Annotated in this window: 15 protein-coding genes and 1 tRNA gene; 9 read left to right on the top strand and 7 right to left on the bottom strand. The window is 71.6% G+C overall.

Annotated features, from left to right (window positions below):
* Nucleotides 1-10 precede the first annotated feature (10 nt).
* Nucleotides 11-1,306, top strand: a complete 1,296-nt coding sequence (locus AC3RKB_RS07675; protein ID WP_491435504.1) for an NAD(P)/FAD-dependent oxidoreductase — start codon at nt 11-13, stop codon at nt 1,304-1,306.
* A 249-nt stretch (nt 1,307-1,555) separates the two neighbouring features.
* Here AC3RKB_RS07675 and AC3RKB_RS07680 read toward each other — a convergent pair whose 3' ends face one another.
* The 5 genes from AC3RKB_RS07680 to AC3RKB_RS07700 all read right to left on the bottom strand — a co-directional run bounded on the left by AC3RKB_RS07680 (nt 1,556) and on the right by AC3RKB_RS07700 (nt 8,743).
* Nucleotides 1,556-3,247, bottom strand: a complete 1,692-nt coding sequence (locus tag AC3RKB_RS07680) for a glycoside hydrolase family 13 protein (RefSeq protein WP_491435505.1) — start codon at nt 3,245-3,247, stop codon at nt 1,556-1,558.
* A 131-nt stretch (nt 3,248-3,378) separates the two neighbouring features.
* A complete protein-coding gene (locus AC3RKB_RS07685) occupies nt 3,379-4,296 on the bottom strand; it encodes a carbohydrate ABC transporter permease (protein ID WP_491435506.1) in 918 nt (305 codons plus the stop codon).
* Nucleotides 4,296-5,234, bottom strand: a complete 939-nt coding sequence (locus tag AC3RKB_RS07690) for a carbohydrate ABC transporter permease (RefSeq protein WP_491435507.1) — start codon at nt 5,232-5,234, stop codon at nt 4,296-4,298. Before AC3RKB_RS07690 ends, AC3RKB_RS07685 begins: the two co-directional genes overlap by 1 nt.
* 1 nt (nt 5,235) lies before the next feature.
* Complete coding sequence (locus tag AC3RKB_RS07695) at nt 5,236-6,564, bottom strand: ABC transporter substrate-binding protein (protein WP_491435508.1); 1,329 nt, start codon at nt 6,562-6,564, stop codon at nt 5,236-5,238.
* A 52-nt stretch (nt 6,565-6,616) separates the two neighbouring features.
* Complete coding sequence (locus AC3RKB_RS07700) at nt 6,617-8,743, bottom strand: alpha-galactosidase (RefSeq protein WP_491435509.1); 2,127 nt, start codon at nt 8,741-8,743, stop codon at nt 6,617-6,619.
* A 127-nt stretch (nt 8,744-8,870) separates the two neighbouring features.
* On the opposite strand from AC3RKB_RS07700, the gene AC3RKB_RS07705 reads away from it, so the two are divergent.
* Nucleotides 8,871-10,058 (top strand): ROK family protein, encoded by a 1,188-nt coding sequence (locus AC3RKB_RS07705; protein WP_491435510.1) that lies wholly within the window; start codon nt 8,871-8,873, stop codon nt 10,056-10,058.
* Nucleotides 10,059-10,286: 228 nt separating this feature from the next.
* On the opposite strand, the gene AC3RKB_RS07710 is transcribed toward AC3RKB_RS07705, so the two are convergent.
* Nucleotides 10,287-11,303: a LacI family DNA-binding transcriptional regulator gene (locus tag AC3RKB_RS07710; protein WP_491435511.1), complete on the bottom strand. Its 1,017-nt coding sequence runs from the start codon at nt 11,301-11,303 to the stop codon at nt 10,287-10,289.
* A gap of 170 nt (nt 11,304-11,473) precedes the next feature.
* On the opposite strand from AC3RKB_RS07710, the gene AC3RKB_RS07715 reads away from it, so the two are divergent.
* The 6 genes from AC3RKB_RS07715 to AC3RKB_RS07740 all read left to right on the top strand — a co-directional run bounded on the left by AC3RKB_RS07715 (nt 11,474) and on the right by AC3RKB_RS07740 (nt 17,129).
* Entirely contained in the window at nt 11,474-11,641 is a 168-nt protein-coding gene (locus AC3RKB_RS07715; RefSeq protein WP_491435512.1) for a hypothetical protein, read from the top strand.
* 86 nt (nt 11,642-11,727) lie between these two features.
* Complete coding sequence (locus tag AC3RKB_RS07720; RefSeq protein WP_491435513.1) at nt 11,728-12,399, top strand: PH domain-containing protein; 672 nt, start codon at nt 11,728-11,730, stop codon at nt 12,397-12,399.
* 100 nt (nt 12,400-12,499) lie between these two features.
* A tRNA-Tyr gene (locus AC3RKB_RS07725) sits at nt 12,500-12,581 on the top strand.
* A gap of 79 nt (nt 12,582-12,660) precedes the next feature.
* Nucleotides 12,661-13,491: an inositol monophosphatase family protein gene (locus tag AC3RKB_RS07730; protein WP_491435514.1), complete on the top strand. Its 831-nt coding sequence runs from the start codon at nt 12,661-12,663 to the stop codon at nt 13,489-13,491.
* 325 nt (nt 13,492-13,816) lie between these two features.
* Nucleotides 13,817-15,991, top strand: coding sequence for a M23 family metallopeptidase (locus AC3RKB_RS07735; RefSeq protein WP_491435515.1), 2,175 nt, complete (start codon nt 13,817-13,819; stop codon nt 15,989-15,991).
* A 196-nt stretch (nt 15,992-16,187) separates the two neighbouring features.
* Nucleotides 16,188-17,129 carry an endonuclease domain-containing protein gene (locus AC3RKB_RS07740; protein WP_491435516.1) on the top strand — a complete coding sequence of 314 codons (942 nt, stop codon included), beginning with the start codon at nt 16,188-16,190 and terminating at the stop codon, nt 17,127-17,129.
* A 338-nt stretch (nt 17,130-17,467) separates the two neighbouring features.
* Here AC3RKB_RS07740 and AC3RKB_RS07745 read toward each other — a convergent pair whose 3' ends face one another.
* Nucleotides 17,468-19,180 carry a glycoside hydrolase family 13 protein gene (locus AC3RKB_RS07745; RefSeq protein WP_491435517.1) on the bottom strand — a complete coding sequence of 571 codons (1,713 nt, stop codon included), beginning with the start codon at nt 19,178-19,180 and terminating at the stop codon, nt 17,468-17,470.
* 267 nt (nt 19,181-19,447) lie between these two features.
* On the opposite strand from AC3RKB_RS07745, the gene AC3RKB_RS07750 reads away from it, so the two are divergent.
* Nucleotides 19,448-20,683 (top strand): sugar ABC transporter substrate-binding protein, encoded by a 1,236-nt coding sequence (locus tag AC3RKB_RS07750; RefSeq protein ID WP_491435518.1) that lies wholly within the window; start codon nt 19,448-19,450, stop codon nt 20,681-20,683.
* Nucleotides 20,684-20,701 lie beyond the last annotated feature (18 nt).

A 20,701-nucleotide genomic window follows, 5' to 3' on the forward strand; every position in this document is an offset into this window, starting at 1 on the left:
GGGGGTCGCGATGCGCCGCGATGGAGACGCCGACGTCATCGTGATCGGCGCGGGCCTGGCCGGCCTGCGCTGCGCGACGCGGCTCGCCGAGTCGGGCCTCGCGGTGGTGCTGCTCGAGGCGGAGGACCAGGTCGGCGGTCGCCAGCGCACCGATTCGGTCGACGGGTTCCTGCTCGACCGCGGCTTCCAGGTGCTGAACCCCGCCTACCCGGCGGTACGGCGGTGGGCGGATGTCGCAGGGCTCGCGTTGCACCGGTTCCCCGCCGGGGTGCGGGTGCGCCGCGAGCACGGCACCGTCGAACTCGCCGATCCGCGCCGGCACCCGACCCGCATCGCGGCGACGCTCGCCAGCGGACTGGTGACCCCGCGCGACGCCGTCGCGCTCGCCAGATGGATCGTCCCGGTGCTCGCGCGGCCGCGTCGGGTCATCGCGGGCGACGATCGCACGTTGCACGACGGGTGGGAGCGGGTGGGTCTCCACGGCCCTCTGCGCAGCGAGGTGCTCGAGCCGTTCCTCGCGGGCGTGCTCGCCGACGGCGAGGGCCGCAGCTCCGACAGCTTCGCACGCCTGCTCGCTCGGATGTTCGTCCTCGGCTCGCCCGGGGTGCCGGAACGCGGCATCGCCGCACTCCCGACCCAGCTCGCCGACGTGGCGACGGCCGCCGGTGCCGACATCCGGCTCGGGGCGAGGGTACGCCGGCTGCGGTCGAACGGGTCCGAGGGCGCGGCCGCGGTCGAGGTCGACGTCGACGGCGGCGACCCGCTCACGGCGGGCGCGGTCGTCGTCGCGGTCGGCCCGGAGGCGGTCGGAGACTTGCTCGACCTCCCGAAGCCCGTCACCAAGGGCCTGCAGACCTGGTGGTTCGCCCCGGATGTCGCACCCACCGACTCCGCGATGATCGCCGTCGACGGCCGCCGCCGCGGGCCGGTCGTCAACACCGTGGTGATGTCGTACACGGCACCCTCGTACGCACCGCGAGGTCGGCACCTCGTCCAGGCGACGTGCCTGCTGCCGCCCGCGGCGCGCGCCGACCCCGGGGCGGCGCCGGCGGAGGCAGACGTGCGGCGTCACCTCGGCGAGATCTGGGGAGCCGAGGCATCCGCGTGGCCGTTGCTGAGACGCGACGACATCCACGACGCGCTTCCCGCACAGCCGCCGCCGTTGCGTACCAGGAGTGCGGCGCGGATCGGCGACGGGCTGTACGTGGCCGGCGACCACCGCGATACCGCGTCGATCCAGGGCGCGCTCGTGTCGGGCGATCGCGTCGGGCGGGCGGTGCTGGCCGACCTCCGCGGGGGTGCGTGAGGTCGGGTTTCGAGACGCGCTTCGCGCTCCTCAACCCTCACAGGGCCGACGCGCTTCGCGCTCCTCAACCCTCACAGGGCTGACGCGCTTCGCGCTCCTGAACCCTCACAGGGCTGACGCGCTTCGCGCTCCTGAACCCTCACAGGGCAGACGCGCTTCGCGCTCCTGAACCCTCACAGGGCTGACGCGCTTCGCGCTCCTGAACCCTCACAGGGCTGACGCGCTTCGCGCTCCTCAACCCTCACATCGTCAGCGGAGCCAGACGGTGGTCGCCGCCGGGATCACGGCCGGGTCGACGAGGTCGGCGCTCGCGAGCACCACCTCGAGTTCGCGCAGGCCGTCGGGCAACGCGACCGGCGCGGAACCGAAGTTCGTCACCACGGTCCATCCCGTCGGGCGCTGGAAGGCCAGCACCTCCGGCAGCTCGAGCGAGATCCACGCGAGCTTCTCCGCACCCTGCAGCTCGTGGCGCAGCGCGAGCGCGCGGCGGTACATCGTCAGCGTCGATGAAGGGTCGCCGTCCTGCACGTCGACCGCGTACTGCGCGAACCACGACGGCTGGGGCAGGTGGGATGCCGCGGAGGGCCCGAACCCGAACGACGGCGCGTCGGCGACCCACGGCAGCGGCACGCGGCATCCGTCACGCCCGACCTCGACGCCCGCATTGCGGAAGAACGTCGGATCCTGGCGCTCGGAGTCGGGAATCGACGCCACCTCGGCCAGCCCGAGCTCCTCGCCCTGGTAGAGGTACGCGCTGCCGGGCAGCGCGAGCAGGAACAGCGTCGCCGCCCGCGCACGACGCAGCCCAGTCGCCGCGTCGACCGCGGGCGTGGTGCCGCCCGAGAGCAGCCACGCCTTGCCGAGGTCGTACTCGAACGAGTCGTCGTCGGGCAGCCCGTACCGGGTCGCATGCCGCACGACGTCGTGGTTCGAGAACACCCACGTGTTCGACGAGCCCGTCTCGGCGGCGAACTCCATGTTGCGGTCGACGATCTCGTGGAACTCCGCGGCCGAGAAGTTCGCCCGCAGCAGGTCGAAGTTGAACGCCTGTCCGAGGCTGGTCGGTGCCGCGTACCGGTGGCGGCGGGTCGGCTCGACCCACGCCTCGGCGACCGCGATGCGCGGCGGGTCGTACTCGTCGAACACCGCGCGCCACTCGGCGTAGATCTCGTCGAGCTCCTCGCGATCCCACAGCGGGTGCGAGCCGTCGGTCGAGAGCTTCGTGGCCTCGAGGTCGGCGTGCGAGCGCAGCGGGTAGGTGAGATCCTTCGCGAGGCCGTGCGCGACATCCACGCGGAAGCCGTCGACGCCCCGATCCGACCAGAACCGCAGCGTGCGCAGGAAGTCGTCGCGCACCTCGCGGTTCGCCCAGTTCAGGTCGGGCTGCTCGGGCGCGAACAGGTGCAGGTAGAACTGCCCGTCGCCGACGGGCTCCCATGCCGAGCCGCCGAAGATCGACTGCCAGTCGCTCGGCGGCTCCGTGCCGTCCGGCCCTTCGCCGTCGCGGAAGATGTACCGATCGCGCGCCGCCGAGCCCTTCGGCGAGGCCAGCGCCTCGCGGAACCACTCGTGCCGGTTCGACGAGTGGTTCGGCACGATGTCGGCGATCAGGCGGATGCCGGCGGCGTGCAGCGCCGCGATCATCTCGTCGAACTCGGCCAGCGTGCCGATCTTCGGGTCGACGTCGCGGTAGTCGTCGACGTCGTACCCGCCGTCGGCCAGCGCCGACGGGTAGAACGGGGAGAGCCACACCGCGTCGACGCCGAGCTCGACGAGGTACGGGATCCGCGACGTGATCCCCTTCAGGTCGCCGATGCCGTCGCCGTTCGCGTCGGCGAAGCTGCGCGGGTAGATCTGGTACACGGCAGCCTGGCGCCACCAGTTCGGGTCGGCGGCGAGCACGGTTCCGGCGTCGAGGGTCGACGGGCGGGCGGTGGTCATGTGGCGGTGGTTCCTTCCGAGCGGATGGTGGTTCGGTGCGGCCGAACGGATGTCGCGGGTCCGGGTTTCGAGACGCGCTTCGCGCTCCTCAACCCTCACAGAGGGCGCGGGCCCCGCGACATCCGTGCAGGTTACTTGATCGACCCTCGCGTCACGCCGGAGATGACCCAGCGCTGCGAGAAGATGTAGACGATGAGCAGGGGCGCCATCGCCATGAGGTAGGACGCGAACGCCACCGTGTAGTCGGTGTTGAACTGCCCTTGGAAGACGTACTGCGCGAGCGGCAGCGTGCGCGCGGCCGGATCGGTGAGCACGACGAGCGGCATGATGAAGTCGTTCCACGCCCACACGCAGGTCAGGATCCCGACCGTCGCGTTCATCGGCATGAGCAGCGGGAAGATCACCGACCGGAACACCCGCCACGTCGACGCGCCGTCCACCCGCGCCGCCTCCTCCAGCTCGATCGGGATCGAGCGGATGTAGGCGGTGTAGATGAAGATGTTCAGCGACAGGCCGTAGATCGTATAGAGCACGATCATGCCGGCCTGGTTGTCGAGCCCGAGGATCGCGGTCTGCTTCACGAGCGGCAGCATGATGATCGGGAACGGGATGAACAGCGCAGCGAGCAGGTAGAAGAACACGCCCTTGAAGAACGGCCGGTGGATGTTGCGGGCCAGTGCATAGGCGACGACCGAGCTGGTCAGCAGGGTGAACACGACTGAGCCCACCGTGATGATGGCCGTGTTCATGAGCGCCTGCGGGAAGTTCGTGCGCTCCCACGCCTCGGGGAAGTTCTCCCAGCGCACCGGGTTCGGCCACTCGAAGCCGGTGCCGGTCACGAGCTGGTCGGGTGTCTTGAGTGCGACGACGACCGCGAGGTACAGCGGGATCAGGATCGTCAGCGAGCAGACCGCGATGAGGGCGGTCGCCCACCAGTTCGTGCGACGGGTGTCGTCGTCGCGATCGCCCTGTCGCTTGCGGCCCTCGACGGCGGTGACGGCGTCGACCTCCGCCTCGAGCTGGCTGGCGGTGTTGGTTGCAGTGGTCATCAGAAATCGGCCTCTCTGCGCTGAAGGACCCGGAACTGGAAGAGCGAGACGATCGTGATCACGATGAAGAAGACCACGGCGTTCGCCGTCTGGTAGGCGAACTCGCCGCCCGAGAAGCCGCCCTTGAAGATGAGCAGCGTCACCGACTCGGTCGAGGTGCCCGGCCCTCCGTTCGTGAGCGAGACGATCGGGTCGAACACCTGCAGGAAGCCCTTCAGGCTCAGCACGATGTTGATCGTGAAGAAGGCGCTGATGAGCGGGAACGTGATCGACGTGAACTGGCGCCACGGCTTCGCGCCGTCGAGCGACGCTGCCTCGTAGAGCTCGCCCGGGATCGTCTGGAGACCCGACAGGTAGATGATGATCGTGAACGCGCACGCCTGCCAGACCGCGAGGGCGACGATCGCCGTCCACGCCCAGTCGGGGTTGGTGAGGATGTTGTCGGCGAAGACGGGGATGCCCGAGAGGATCTTCGGCAGCGAGTTCGAGAAGAGGAACTGGAACACGTAGCCGATCACCAGGATCGCGAGCACGTAGGGCACGAAGTAGACCCCGCGCCAGAAGTTGCGCGCCTTGATCTTGGCGTTGAGCCCGAGTGCGATCGCGAGCGAGATCGCATTCGTGAGGATCGTCGCGACGATCGCGAACAGGAACGAGAACCCGTACGCGGCCAGTGCGCGGTCGTCCTTGAACAGGTTCACGTAGTTCGAGATCCCGACGAAGTTCCAGTCCCCGTAGCCGGCGTAGTTCGTGAAGCTGAAGAAGATCCCCACGAGCACCGGGATGGTGTGGAAGGCGGCGAAGGCGATGACCGCGGGCCACACCATCCAGTAGTAGGCCGGCAGGGCGCGCTTGGCCTCGGTGCGAACGCGAGCCGCGCGTCCGCGTGCGGAGCCTCCTGTCGAGGAGGTACGCACGGCCTCGGTGAGCGTCGTCATGTCATTCTCCCGTCAATGGGATCGTGCGAGCGGCGACCTTGCTCCACTCGCTGTCGAGGGTGGCGAGTGCGGCATCCACGTCGCCGTCGAAGAGGAACTGCTGGTCGATCGCGGCGAGCGGGATGCTCGGCGGGATCTGGTGGTCGATGAAGCCCGTGATCTTGCCGTCGTCGAAGAACGGCTTCACCGACTGGATGACGGGGTCGTCGCTGAGCTCCGCGCCTTCCACGGACGGCACCATGTTCTGCGATGCGGCGAACTCCTCGATCACGTCCTTCTCGAAGAGGTAGTCGATGAAGCGCAGCGCCTCCTCCTTGTGGGGCGTGTTCTTGCCCATCGTGACCACGACGTCGACGCCAGACACGAGGAGGCGGTCGTCGGGCTGGTCGCTCGCCGGATACGGGAAGATGGCGGCGTCGATGTCGGGGTTCACGGCCTTCACCGGGTTGATCGCCCAGATGCCCTGCATGAGCATCGCGACCTCGCCGTTGGCGAATGCGGCGTTGCCGTCGTCGTACGTCTTGCCGCGGTATCCCTCCTGCGTGTAGCCGAACAGCTCGTACTGCTGCTCCATCGCCTCGCGGAAGTCCTTCGAGAACGACACCTCCGAATCCGGACCGACGTCCTCGCCCTCCTCGCGCAGCTTCTCGAAGAAGTCGTCCTGGGCCGGGTAGGCGCCGAGCGCGTTGAACGAGGGCAGCCCGGTCCACGAATCGGCGAGCGTTCCGTAGAACGGCACGATGCCGGCCGCCTCGAGCGCATCGCACACGGCGATGAACTCGTCCCAGGTCTCGGGCACCTCGAGGCCCTGCTCCTCGAAGATCGCGCGGTTGTAGATCACGCCGTTCGCGTTGTTCACGTAGCCGAGGCCGTTGACCTCGCCCTCCTTGTTGCCGAGGTCGGCGAGGATCTCCTGCACGGACGGCTTGATCGTCTCGAGCACGGGTTCGTCGGAGAAGTCGTAGAACACTCCCGCCTGCGCGAGCTTGCCGAAGCCGCCGTTGGCGTTCAGGGTGATGACATCCGGTGCCTTGTCCTTCACCAGCAGGGTGCGGATGATCGTGTCGGCGTCGGCGACCTGGTTCTGCACGATCCGGATGTCGGGGTTCTCGGCCTCGAACTCGTCGATGATGCGAGTGAAGTCCTCGAGCGCCTCTCCCTTGAACTGGAAGAAGTCGAGGGTGACGACCTCGTCGTCGCCGGGCGCCGCGCAGCCGGCGAGCATGAGGCTCGCGGCTGAGACCAGTGCGACGGATGCCGCGGCGAGCGTGCGCCGTCGCTTGGCGCGCCGCCTCCGGTGCGGGTGCGATCGGGTGGTCCGGTCGGTCATCGTGCGCCTCCTTGCGCTGGAACGTGCGGGGTGGTCGGTTGCGTCGGTGGAGTCAGGCGGACGTGAGCTCGAGCAGCACGAGCTGCCCGGGGAAGAGCACGGGGGCCTGCAGCCCGACCGTGCCCAACTGGCGGCCGGTCAGCGTGATCGGCTGCTCGGCCCAGGGCAGCGCCGACTGGCCGGGGCCGTCGGCGACGCTGCCCGCGGCGACGCGCACGGAGTACCGGCGGTCGGGGGCGAGTCCCGGCAGCGTGAAGCGGCCGGGTGGGTAGGTCACGCTGGTGGTCACCTGCGTGAACGTGAAGAGGGCGGATGCCGCGTCGCGCGCGACCACGCCGCGGACGTCGGTCGTGGCATCCGGTGTGTCGCCGTGCACGAGCGCGCCGGTGTGGATCAGCTCGCGGTGCGCCGTGTGCCGCTCGACCCAGGCGCGGACCCGGTCGAGTCCGGCGTCGTCGAGGTCGGTCAGGTTCCACTCGATGCCGAAGTGGCCGAAGAGGGCCACGCCGGCGCTGAGGTCGAGGTCGACCGTCCGGCCCGTCGAGTGCACCCGGGGGCTGGTCAGGTGCGCGCCCATCATCTCGGTCGGCACGAGCAGCCCCGTGTACTTCTGGATCTGCAGCCGCTCGATCGGGTCGAGAGTGTCGGAGGTCCAGATGCGGTCGGTGTGCTCGAGGATTCCGAGGTCGACGCGCGCGCCGCCCGAGGCGCACGACTCGATCTCGAGGCCGGGGTGGCGGCGCTTGAGCGCGGCGAGCAGGCGGTACAGCGCGGCGACGTTCTCGTGCACGCGGGCCCGGCCGGTCTCGGCGGAACCGGCCTCGAGGAGGTCGCGATTGTGGTCCCACTTGAGGTACGCGATGTCGTACTCGGCGAGCAGCGCGTCGAGCCGCTCGAGCAGGTACTGCCACGCGTCGGGGTGGGCGAGGTCGAGCACGTGCTGCTGTCGCGCCGGCACGGGCAGCTCGTCGCGGCCGCGGAGGATCCAGTCGGGGTGCTCGCGCGCGAGGTCGCTGTCGAGGTTGACCATCTCGGGCTCGACCCACAGGCCGAACTCCATGCCGAGGCCGCGGACGCGTTCGATGAGCGGGCCGAGCCCGTCGGGCCAGACGTCGTCGTCGACGTACCAGTCGCCGAGGCCGGCGGTGTCGTCGCGGCGGCCGCGGAACCAGCCGTCGTCGAGCACGAACCGCTCGACGCCGACGCTCGCGGCGCGCTCGGCGAGCTTCGTGAGCGTGTCGAGGTCGTGGTCGAAGTACACGGCCTCCCACGTGTTGAGCGTGACGGGGCGGGGGCGGCGTGGATGCTGCGGCCGGGCGCGGAGCTCGTCGTGGAACCGCTTCGACAGCTCGTTCAGGCCGTCGCCCCACGAGCCGATCGCCCACGGGGTGGTGTACGTCTCGCCCTCGGCGAGCTCGATCTCGCCGGGCGCGAGCAGCTCGCCCGCGGCGAGGAGCGCGTCGCCGGTCGGCGTGCGTTCGGCGAGCAGGCGGTGGTTGCCGCTCCACGCGGTGTGCACCGCGTAGACGAGGCCGCGCTCGAAGCCGAAGCCGGCGCGACCGGCGGCGAGCAGCAGGCTCGCGTCGGCGCCGGGGCGGCCGCGGCGGCTCTCGCGGAGGTGGGAGCCGATCGTGAACGCGTGCCGCTGGGGGCTGCGCTCGCGGAGGTGCCGGCCCGTGGTGTCGAGCAGTTCGTCGAGGTCGCGGGGGAGCGGGAACGTCGGGGCGAGCGCCGTGAGCGCGTACGGCTCGGCGGTGAGGTTCTCCAGCGTGATGCGCTGGCGGAGGAGGCCGGCGTCGGTCACGTGCAGCTCGATGGTCGCGGCCAGGCCGGCCGCGGCATCCGTCGCCCTGATCGTCGCGGAGGCGCCGACGACCTCGATGTCGTCGGTGACGAGCTTGGTCGAGAAGTCGCGGCCGCCGCGGTGGCCGGCGAGGCCGGGGGTGCCGAGCCAGCCCGACGACTCCTGCGGGATCAGGGTGAGCGGTGCGGGGCGGTCGAGGCCGCCCGAGACGCGCTGCGGCAGGGCCGCGAGGCCGAGGGCCGCGAGCTCGTCTGCGGCGAGGTCGCCGAGGTCGGGACCCCACGCGACGATCACGGGGAGCGGGGCGTGGCGGGCGTCGAGGACGACGCTGGTGCCCCCGTTGCGGAGGTGGACGAGCTCGGTGCGGCGTTGCATGGTTTATTTCTACGACGGAAAATATAGGGTTGTCAAGACCGGGATTCGGAGGATTCCATCCGCTCGAATCTCGAATCTCCGATGGAATTCATGTCAGAATGGAACGAACTGCGGGCAGGGAGGGCCGATGGCGACCACTGAGACCGAGATGAGCGAGACCGCTCGCGACCTCGCGCGCCAGGTGCTCATCCACGGCCCCATCTCGCGCGCCGACCTCGGCCGCCGACTCGGCCTCTCGCCCGCGAGCCTCACCCGGCTCAGCAAGCCGTTCCTCGAGCGCGGCCTCTTCGTCGAGACCGCCGAGACGGCGCCCTCGGGCGCGGGGCGGCCCGCGAAGCCGCTCGACGTGCACGTCGACGCGCGCCGCTTCGTCGGCATCAAGCTGACCGGCGAGTTCGCGCACGGCGTGCTCACCGACCTGCGCGCGAGCGTGCTCGCCGAGTCCGAGCGCACGCTCGCCGCCCACGACCTCGACGCGGTCGTCGACGCGATCGTCGAGCTGGTGCACGAGCTCCGCGACGCCGACACCGACGCCGACGCGGACGCGGGTGCGGGTGCCGTCGCCGGCGTCGAGCTCGCGGGGGTCGGCGTGAGCGTCGGCGGCAACGTCGCCGGGCAGCGCGTCGTCACGCGCGCGCCGTTCCTCGGCTGGCGCGACGTCGCGCTCGCCGACGTGCTCGAGGCCCGGCTCGGCGTGCCCGTCGACCTCGAGAACGACGTCACCGCGCTCACCACCGCCGAGCAGTGGTTCGGCCCCGCGCGCGGGCGCGACGCGTTCGCCGTCGTCACCACCGGCGCCGGCGTGGGCTACGGCCTCGTCATGCACGACCGCGTGGTCACCACGCCCGACACCGGCCTCGGCCTCGGCGGGCACCTGCCGCTCGACCCCAGCGGACCCCTCTGCCCCGACGGACATCGCGGCTGCGCGTCGGCGATGCTCTCCATCCCGAGCATCTGCGCGCAGCTCGGCATCGCGCTCGGCCGCGAGGTGGGCTACGACGAGGTGCTCGAACTGGCCGCGTCGGGCCATCCGCTCGCCCGATCGGTGACGGATGCCGCGGGGCGCGCGCTCGGCCGCATGCTCGCGTACATCGCCAACATCGCGATGGTCGACACGATCGTGCTCTCGGGCGAGGGCATCGAGCTGTGGCAGGTCGCGGGCGACGTGGCGCTCGCCGCGCTCGCCGCCGACCGCGACCCCGAGGCGTCGCCCGTCGTCGTGCACGTCGACGACGCGGGCTTCGGCTCCTGGGCGCGCGGCGCCGCGGCGGTCGCGATCCAGGGCGCGCTCGCGCGCCTGCGCCTCCCCGCCTGAGCCCTCGCGTCCTCGCTTCGGCGCGCGTCGCTTCGACTTCGAGTGGGCGATGTTGGCTGCGCCATCCTGCGCTCGAGCGCCAAGATCGCCCACTCGTACTTCGGTTCGCGTCGCTTTGTCTTCGAGTGGGCGATGTTGGCTGCGCCATCCTGCGCTCGTGCGCCAAGATCGCCCACTCGAGAAGGAAGCGATCGCCCACTCGAGAAGACGCGGGCGCGCGCGCGCGGGCTACTCGGGCGGGCGCGCCGTGCTCGAGCGCACGCGCAGCTCGAACGGCAACGGGGTGGACGCGGGAGGCGCGGCATCCGGACCGGGCTCGAGCTGCTCCATGAGGATCTCGACCGCCTTCTCGCCCTGGCCCCGCGGGAACTGCGCGACCGTCGAGAGGCCGAAGAAGTCGGAGAGGTCGTAGTCGTCGACGCCGATGATCGACACGTCGCGCGGCACGATCATGCCGAGGTCGCGCGCGGCGAGGATGCAGCCGATCGCCATCTCGTCGGACGCCGCGAAGATCGCCGTCGGCCGGTCGTGCGGCCGCCCGAGCAGCTGTTTCGCGGCGTGGTACCCGCCCGCGATCGTGAAGTCGGCGGGAGCGAACAGCGTCGGGTCGGGCTCGACGCCCGCGTCGCGCAGTGCGGCCTCGTAGCCCAGCCGCCGGTTCGTCGGCAGGTGGAAGTCGAGGTCGAACGCGAGGTCGCCGCCGATGTGCCCGATGCGCCGGTGGCCGAGCCCGATGAGGTGCTCGGTCGCGAGGCGCGCGACCGCGACGTCGTCGATCGTGAGCGTGCGCACGCCGGGGATCGGGCCGCCGACGCCGACGAGGGGCTTGCCGAGGTCGTGCAGCCGCTCGACCTCGTGCTCGGTGAGCTCGAGCGAGACCGCGATCACCGCGTCGACGCGCTGCCGCAGCAGGAAGTGCTCGAACACGCTCGAGCGCTCGCGCCCGTCGCCCGAGAGGTTGTACAGCGTGAGGTCGTACCCGTGCCGGAGCAGCGCCTGCTGCGCTCCCTCGAGTACCGACGAGAAGAACCAGCGGTTCAGGAACGGGATGACGACGCCGATGTTGCGCGTGCGGCCCGACGCGAGGCTCGAGGCATTGGATGACACGACGTACCCGAGCTGCGCCGCGGCATCCTCGACCTTCGCCTTCGATGCCGGGGAGACGTGACCACGCCCGCTCAGCGCGCGCGAGACCGTCGCGGTGGAGACCCCCGCGAGCTTGGCCACCTCATCGATGCCGACCATGTTCCCTCGCACCTGCAGGCGGCTCGGGATCAGCCGCGCGACGTTCGATCCTATCGCCGCGCGGAGTGGCGAATTGCCGTGGCCCGCGTTGTGGGGTAGGAAAGCAGAGTCCAGGGCGGGCCTCGGGGGGCCTGGCTTGCCCGCGAACGTGTGATGAAGGGAATGAACGCGTGAAATGGGTCAAGCGGATCGCCGTGGGACTCGTGGTGGTGTTCGCCCTGTTCTACATGATCACCCGCCCCGAAGACGCCGCCAACGCCGTGCAGGGCGCCTTCGCCGCCGTCTGGGGCGGCATCGAGGCGGTCGGCCGGTTCTTCACCTCGCTGGCCTCGGCCTGACCGGGGCGAGCGGAGCGACCGGAGCGGCGCGGGCGGCGGATCGAGCGGACCGCGACTGAAGTGGCCGGAGCGACGGGAGGCGGAACGTGAGCGCGAAGGCGCGAAGCCTGTTCGACCCGCGCGTCGAGCGCTTCCTGATCGCCGATGAGGGCGAGGTCATCGTCGACGAGGTCGCGAAGCACTGGGCGGCGATCGTGAAGCCCGTGATCGAGCTCGTCGCGGCCATCCCGGTGCTCGTGCTGACCTTCGTGGTGCCGCCGCAGATCTGGTGGCTGCCCGCGATCGGCGCGGTCGTGCTCGCCGTCCACGGGTTCTGGCGGGTCCTGCAGGCCCAGATGGATCGCTTCGTCATCACGAACATGCGGGTGTTCCGCGTGCACGGCATCCTCACGCAGAACATCTCGACCATGCCGCTCGCCCGAATCCTCGACATCACGGTGCATCGGCCGGTCGTCGGCCGCATCTGCGGCTTCGGTCACTTCGTGTTCGAGTCCGCGGCGCAGACGCAGGGTCTCAAGGAGATCCGCTACGTCGGCGACCCCAACGAACGCGATCTCACGATCCAGCGCACGATCGCGCGCGCCGGCCTGCGTGGGCCGGTCCGCCCGAACGGCAGCCCCATGGGCACGCAACCGGTGCCCCCGCCGCCCCCCGCCGTCCTGCGCGGCCCGTTCGGCGACGTCGACGACGACGGCACGGGCGAGACCCTGCCGGAACGGCTCGGCCCCAACGACACCCAGCCGATCTTCCGCGGCTGACCGGCCCCGAGCCATCCGCGCCGCCTCGATTTCTCGCCACGCGCCCGCATGGGTATCCTTGTGTGGCCCCCGGTCGCGTGAGGAACGTGGTCGGGCGTATGGCGAGTTACCCAAGCGGCCAAAGGGATCTGACTGTAAATCAGCTGTCATCGACTTCGGGGGTTCGAATCCCTCACTCGCCACGCATGTGAAGCCCCGGTCTCGACCGGGGCTTCCGTCGTTTCCGGGGCGCGGGCGGCCCGGCACGGCTAGCGTGGGGGCATGACCGATCACGCCGGCCACGCGGCATCCGTCGACCTGCTCGCCCTCGCCCGCCGCATCGGCACGACCGTCGCGGAGACCGCGCTCGAGGAGCGCCGTCGCGGCATCTCCGTCGAGGCGACGAAGTCCTCGCCGGTCGACGTCGTCACCGCGGTCGACCGCGACACCGAGGCGCGAATCCGCTCGATGATCCTCGACGCGCGGCCCGACGACGGCATCTTCGGCGAGGAGGAGGAGACGCACGTCGGCACGTCGGGCCTGAACTGGGTCGTCGACCCGATCGACGGCACGGTCAACCTGCTCTACGACATCCCGGCGTGGGCGGTGAGCATCGCGGTGGTCGACGGGCCGCCCGACCCGCTGCACTGGCGCGCGCTCGCCGGCGTCGTCGTGAACCCGTCGACCGGCGAGGTGTTCGAGGCGTCGCGGGGCGGTGGGGCGCGGCTCGGCGACCGCGAGCTGCGCGTGAACGACGACGTCGAGCTGTCGAAGGCGCTCGTCGGAACCGGGTTCGGGTACGCCTCCGAGCGGCGCCGCACGCAGGCCGAGGTGCTGCTGCACGTGCTGCCGCGCGTGCGCGACATCCGTCGCATCGGGTCGGCCGCGCTCGACCTCAGTGCGATCGCCGCCGGACGCCTCGACGCCTTCTACGAGCGCGGGCTCAACCCGTGGGACCACGCGGCCGGCGCCCTCATCGTGCGCGAGGCGGGCGGCCGGGTCGGCGGCGTCGGCGGCGGGCCCGAGAGCGGCGAGCTGCTCGTCGCGGCGGCGCCGTCGGTGTACGACGAGCTGGCGGCGCTGCTGTTGGAGTCGGGCGCGGCGGCGGGCTGAGGCGTCGTTCCCGGTGTCGGGCGGTCCGTCCACAGGCCGACGCGCGACGTGGCGAAGACGCCATCGACCGGTTACGCTTTATCGATCCGTTACCTCGGCCACGAGCTGAGCGAGCATCCCCCAGTCCCGCCCAACCCGAGCGAAAGTCCCCCACGTGCCCGAGTCCCCCCTCGTGCCCGACCATTCAGCGCCAGGCACCCATGACCGCGTGCGGTCAGAACGTCCGCTGACGCGCCGCGAATTGCGGGACCGCGCGACCACCTCACCGGCCGAGCCGGCCGACCGCAGGGTCGGCCCGGGTTCGGCCGCCGCCGTTTCCGGGGGCATGTCGTTCGAGTCGTACCTGCCTCCGCGGGGCTCCGACGGCACGGGCGCGGGGCGAGCGGATGGCACGGGGCCGCTGCGTCCGCGCGAGCGCCGCGATGTGCTGCCGACGCCCGTCGCGCACCCGGGCTCCGCTTCGGGATCCGTCTCGTCGTCGTCGGCGGCGGCGGCGTCGTCGTCGGCGCCGGCGCCGGGGCCGGGGCCGTCCGCGCGACCGCGCTCCGCCGATGCGGCTCCGGCGCCCGAGTCGCGCCGGCTCCGCCGGGATGCCGCTGCGGCGCCCGCCGCCGGCGCACCCTCCGCTCCTGCCGCTCCGTCGGCGCTGCCGTCCGGGGCGGCCGCGCCGCGGATGCCCGACCGTCCGGCCCCGACCGAGCCGCCGCGCACCGGCCGGCGCGCGGCGCCCGCGCCCGAGCACGAGTACGGCGGCTCGCCCGTATCGGCGGCGAACGCACCCGCACCGCAGACCGGCCGGCGACCCGACGCCCCCGTGGCCCGGCCCGGAGTGCCCGCACCCGACTGGACTCCGCAGCGCCGCCCCGTCGCGCCCGCGCACGAGACCGACCCGCGCCGAACCGACGGCCGATATCCCGAGCCGCAGCGCCCGCAGCAGGGGCACGCGCCCGCCGACCGCGCCCGCGAGCGCGACCCGCGTGCCGGCGCGTCGTATCCCGGCGAGCCCGGCCGTCCAGGCCAGGCCCGGCCCGAACGGCCGGCACGCCCCGACCAGCAGGCCCCGGCCGGGCACCGGCCCGACCAGGGGTACGCGAACTCCGGCCGCCAGGGTCGCCCCGGTGAGGGCATTCGCCCCGAGCATGAGCCGTCGCACCGCGGCCAGCAGGGTCGGCCGAATCAGCAGGGTCGGCCCGAGCAGCGGCCCGGTTACCCCGATCAGCAGGTTCGACCCGATCAGCAGGTTCGACCCGGCCGGCCGACGCCGACCGACCAGCAGGGCCGCCCCGACCAGCAGGGCCGCCCCGCCCAGCAGGGTCGTCCCGATCAGCGATACGCCCGCCCGGATCAGCAGGCCCGGCCCGGCCAGCGCCCCTCGTCGTCGCAGACCGGCGACGCGGCACACGTCGACGCCCGAGCCCGCGCCTCGAGCGGTCCGCAGTCACAGCGACCCGGCGAGGCGATGGCCACGGCCGCGGCTCGAGTCCCGGCCCCGCAGACGCCCGTCGCGTCCGCTGCCGAGCGCGATCTCCGCGCCGAGTCCGCCGACGACTTCGCCGCGATGCTCGCCGCCGCAGCCGGCGCCGACGCCGCGCCCACCGGACTCGAGTTCCGCGAGGTCGAGCCCCGGCCATCCATGCCGTCGCGCACGTCGCTCGTGCGACGCGGGGCCTCCGGCCAGGGCCGCGCCGCGCGCGGCTCGAGCGGCGTCGCTGCCCCGCACACCACGGGCACTGCGCGTCCGGCCGGCGCCGCGGCATCCGGGTCGAAGCCGGCACCGCGCCGCTCGCTCCGCCGCGCACTGTCGACCCGCGTCGTGAGCACGGTCGCGATGAGCTTCGTCGCGATGCTCGCGGTGGCGACATCCGTGCCGTCGCTCTCGCTGCTCTCGCCGCAGGACGTGCAGGCGATGGCGCTCAGCAACAACACGGTCACGACGATCGACGGCCAGCGCGTCGAGATCGCCGGAGGCACGCTCGCCGCGTCGGTCGATCGTGAGGGCTACCAGCACCAGACGATCGAGGAGTATGCGCGCGCGGCGGGAATCCGCCCCGAGGCGACCTTCACGAACAACCCGCTCGGCACGATCCAATGGCCGTTCGCGGTCGGCGTGCACATCGGCGACCGCTTCGGCTATCGCAACTGCGCCGGCTGCTCGTCGAACCACCGCGGGCAGGACTTCAACCCGGGCCTCGGCGCCCAGATCCAGTCGATCGCCGACGGCACCGTCGCGGTCTCGACCGACTCGGGCGGCTCGCTCGGCGTCGTCACGATGATCGACCACGAGATCGACGGTGAGACCGTCACGAGCGTCTACGCGCACATGGAGTACGGGTCTCGCCGCTTCGCCGTCGGCGACACGGTGTCGGTCGGCGATGTGCTCGGCACCACGGGCAACACGGGCATGTCGACCGGCCCGCACCTGCACTTCGAGATCCGCCTCGGCGGAGTGAGCGGCACCCACGTCGATCCGCTCGAGTGGCTCTACGCGAACACGAACTGACGCGTCATCCGCGCGCCCCGCCCAACCCACGGATGCATGAGCATTCCGATCTGACGCACGTGACGGGCCCATCGCCCGGATCCTCATGCATCCGTGCGGAGGTTGGGGGCGGGCGTTCTCCACAGACCGGTCGGGTGGCCTCCACAGATCGGCAGGCGGCGACGAGCGGATGGCGCGTCCGCGCCACACTCGGACCATGTCGACGGTCGTGGCCCACCTGACGTCCAACGGCGGCGTGCTGCCGCTCGCCGCACTCGAGCGTGCGGGGTTCGGTCGAGCGACGGTGCGCGCTGCAGCGCACGAGGGCCGCGTCATCCGGATCCGCAACGGATGGTTCGCTGCACCGGGCGTGCATCCCGACCTCGTGCGTGCCGTTCGGGTCGGCGGCACGGCGACCGCGACGACGGTCGCACGCATGCACGACGTCTGGGTGCACGACGACGGGAAGCTGCACGTGCGCGTCCGGCACTCGACCGGGCGGCTCTTCTCACCCGAGAATCGCGCGATGCCGCTCGACCGGGGTGCGCATCGGGTGTGCGTCCACTACAGCACGCGCGGCGGACTCGACCGGCCACGCGACACGCTCCCGGACGCGCTGGCCGAGATGTTCGCGTGCTCCGGGGAGGAGTCCGTCCTCGCGTCGATCGACTCCGCGCTCGAACGCGACACGCTTCAGCCCGGGCACCTCGACTTCATCCGCGAACTGATGCCGAAGACCCGCCGGGCGCTGCTCGATCGGGTCGACCCGAACTGCCAGTCGGGTCTCGAAACGAGGGTGCGCCTGCTGCTGCAGGCCAGGCGGATCCGGTTCCGCGCACAGGCGTACTTCGACGGGGTCGGCAACGTCGACTTCCTCGTCGGCGACCGGCTCGTGATCGAGGTCGACGGGCGCGCGTTCCACACCGGCGACGCATTCGAGAACGACCGGCGCCGCGACTTCGAGCTCGTCACGCGCGGATACCTGGTGCTGCGGCTCAGCTACCGGCAGGTCATGGACGACTGGGACCGCACACGTGCGGGCATCCTCGCGCTCGTCGCGCGCGGCGAGCACCGCTGGACCGGGCGGGGCCCCTACGCGCCCGACCTGCCCGAGACGCTGCTCCCGCGGGCGGGAGGCCTCGCGCCCGCGAGCGCGTGAGCGCGATGCGTCCGGACGCATGAGAATCCGGAACATGAGCCCCGTGGGGGCGTGAGATGCGGATTCTCATGCGTCCGTGGTGACGTGCGCGGCGGGCGGATGGCGCGGCCGATTCGGGATGCATGAGAATCCGGTGCGTGGACCGCGTGGGGGCGTGAGATGCGGATTCTCATGCGTCCGTGGTGACGTGCGCGGCGGGCCGAATGGCGCGGCCGATGCGGGATGCATGAGAATCCGGTACATGGGGCCGCGTGGAGGCGCGAGTTGCGGATTCTCATGCGTCTGTGAAGCGCGGGGCGCGGGGCGCGGGCGGGCGCGCGTCGCGGCCGCATCCGCGGCTACGCGCGCAGCCAGGCGGTGGTGTCGGCGGGGAGCACGCCGTCGGCGAGCTCCGCGCTCGCGAGCAGGAGCTCGCCCGCGGGCAGCGGGACATCGGCGGAGCCGGTGTTCGCGATGACGACCACGTCGCCGTTGCGGAACGCGAGCACGCCGTCGGCGTCGCCGCGCGCCGGCGAGATCCACTCGACCGCGCCGGTGGCGAGGGCGTGCGAACGCCGTCCGCGCAGCGCGGCGCGGTACAGCTCGAGCGTGGATCCGTCGACGCCGCGCTGGCGGTCGCGCGCGTACGACGCCCACGATGCGGGCTGCGGCAGCCACGAGGCATCCGTCGGCCCGAAGCCGTACGACGGGCGGTCGCCCTCCCACGGCAGGGGCACGCGGCATCCGTCACGGCCGTACCGCTCGCCGTTGGTGCGGAACCACGTCGGGTCCTGGCGGGCGTCGTCGGGCAGGTCGATCGCCTCGGGCAGGCCGAGCTCCTCGCCCTGGTACATGTACGCCGAGCCGGGCAGCGCGAGCATGAGCGCGGTCGCGGCGCGCGCGCGCCGCAGGCCGACTTCGATGTCGGGCAGCCCTGGCGTGCGGGGCCCGATGCCGTGGCCCTGCAGGTTCTCGGACGTCAGCGCGAGGCGCGAGGCGTGCCGCACCACGTCGTGGTTCGAGAGCACCCAGGTGGATGGCGCGCCGACGGCGCCGAACGCGGAGAGCGAGGCGTCGATCACGCGACGGAGGGCCGCGGCATCCCACGTCGTCTCGAGGTAGGCGAAGTTGAACGCCTGGTGCATCTCGTCGGGGCGCACCCACTTGGCGACGCGGGGGAGCGGGTCGACCCAGGCCTCGGCGGCGAGGATGCGCTCGCCGGGGTACTCGTCGAGCAGCGCGCGCCAGTCGCGGTAGATCTCGTGCACGCCGTCCTGGCCCCAGAAGGGGGCGCCGTCGCCCTCGTCGTGGATCTCGGGCTCGAGCGGCACGCCGGCCTCGATCCGGGCGTGCTCGGCGGCCGATCCGTGGCTCGCGCCGCCCATGCTGCCGCTGTCGGCGGGCGGGGTCCAGTCGGGCAGGCCGTCGGCCTTGATCATGCCGTGCGCCACGTCGACGCGGAAGCCGTCGACGCCGCGGTCGAGCCAGAACCGGAGGATGCGGCGGAACTCCTCGCGGACCTCCTCGTTGGTCCAGTCGAAGTCGGGCTGCGAGCTGTCGAAGATGTGCAGGTACCACTGGCCCGGAGTGCCGTCGGCCTCGGTGACGCGGGTCCAGGCGGGGCCTCCGAAGACCGAGTCCCAGTTGTTGGGCGGCTCGTCGCCGGCAGGGCCGCGGCCGTCGCGGAACAGGTAGCGGGCGCGGGCGGCGCTGCCCGGCGCGGCGGCGAGCGCCTCCTGGAACCAGACGTGCCGGTCGGACGAGTGGTTCGGCACGAGGTCGACGATCACGCGCAGCCCGAGCCGATGCGCCTCGGCGAGCATGTCATCGAAGTCGGCGAGCGTGCCGAAGCGCGGGTCGACGTCGCAGTAGTCGGAGACGTCGTAGCCGGCGTCCTTCTGGGGGGACGTGTAGAACGGCGAGAGCCAGATCGCGTCGACTCCGAGGTCGGCGAGCTCGGGCAGGCGCGAGCGGATTCCGGCGAGATCGCCCATGCCGTCGCCGTTCGCATCGGCGAAGGAGCGGGGGTAGATCTGGTAGATCGCGGCGGTGCGCCACCATTCGGAAGTCATGCGGGGAATCCTAATCAATCTGGAAGCGTTTGCAGATCGTGGCGACATGCGCCAACCCGGCGAACCGGTCTCGATCGGATAACGCCGAGTTGTCAACTCGACGGGAACAGGGTATACCTGAAACCGCTTGCAATCACATCGCGGGCACATCCACACCGGAAGAACGGCCTTTCGAGCACGGTGCGCGGTTCCCAGAAGCGGAACGGGGCAGCGTCCCACACCAGGCGAAGGCGCCGGTCTCACGCACACTGAGAAGGGCACACACCAATGCGGGTGAACACCAAGAGCCTCCTCGCGGCCGGCGCTGTCGCCGTCGTCGCGACGCTCGGCCTCGCGAGCTGCGCGGGCGGCAACAGCGAAGGCGAGAACGGCGCGGCCGACGGCGGCACGCTGACCGTCTGGGTCGACTCCGAGCGCGTCGACGCGCTGAAGGGCGCGGCCGAGGCCTACACCGAGGAGACCGGCGTCACGGTCGACATCGTCGGCAAGGACGTCTCCACCATCAAGGACGACTTCATCCAGCAGGTCCCGACCGGCGAGGGCCCCGACATCACGATGGGTGCGCACGACTGGCTGGGCGAGCTCTCGACCAACGGCGTCGTGGCTCCACTCGAGCTCGGCGACTCCGCCGCCGACTACCTCGACGTCGCGATCAACGCGGCCACCTACGAGGGCACCGTCTACATGCTCCCCTACGCGGTCGAGAACATCGCCGTGCTCCGCAACGCCGACCTCGTCCCCGAGGCCGCGACGAGCTTCGACGACATGATCGCCAAGGGCCAGGCCGCCGGCCTCGACAAGCCGTTCGTGGTCGAGCAGGGCGCCGAGGGCAACCCCTACCACCTCTACCCGTTCCAGACGGCGTTCGGCGCCCCGGTGTTCGGTTCGAACGACGAGGGCTACGACCCGACCGACCTGCAGCTCGGCAACGAGGGCGGCGTCGCGTTCGCGCAGTGGCTCGGCACGCAGGGCAAGAACGGTGCCGCCAACTTCAACACCGACATCGACGGTGACATCGCCAAGCAGGCGTTCCTCGACGGCACGGCCGCGTTCTGGCTGACCGGCCCGTGGAACGTGGGCGCCGCGATCGACGGCGGCGTCAACGTCGCGATCGACCCGGTTCCCTCGCCCACCGGTGAGGTCGCCTCGCCGTTCGCCGGCGTCAAGGGCTTCTTCGTCTCGTCCGAGTCGGAGAACAAGGTCGCCGCGAACGACTTCCTCGTGAACTACATCGGCACCGAGGACGTGCAGCTCGACCTCTTCGAGGCCGGCAACATCCTGCCCGCGCTCTCGGCCGCCGCCGAGACCGCCTCGAGCGACCCGATCATCGAGGGCTTCGCCACCGTCGGTGCCGACGCCGTCCCGATGCCGGCGATCCCGGCCATGGGTTCGGTGTGGCAGTACTGGGGCATCGCCGAGGCCGACATCATCAACGGTGCCGACCCGGTCGCGACCTGGAACAAGCTCGCCACCGACGTCCAGGCGGCGATCGACGCCGGCTGACGCCTGACACGCTCCGGG

The organism is Agromyces capsici, from assembly GCF_058349965.1.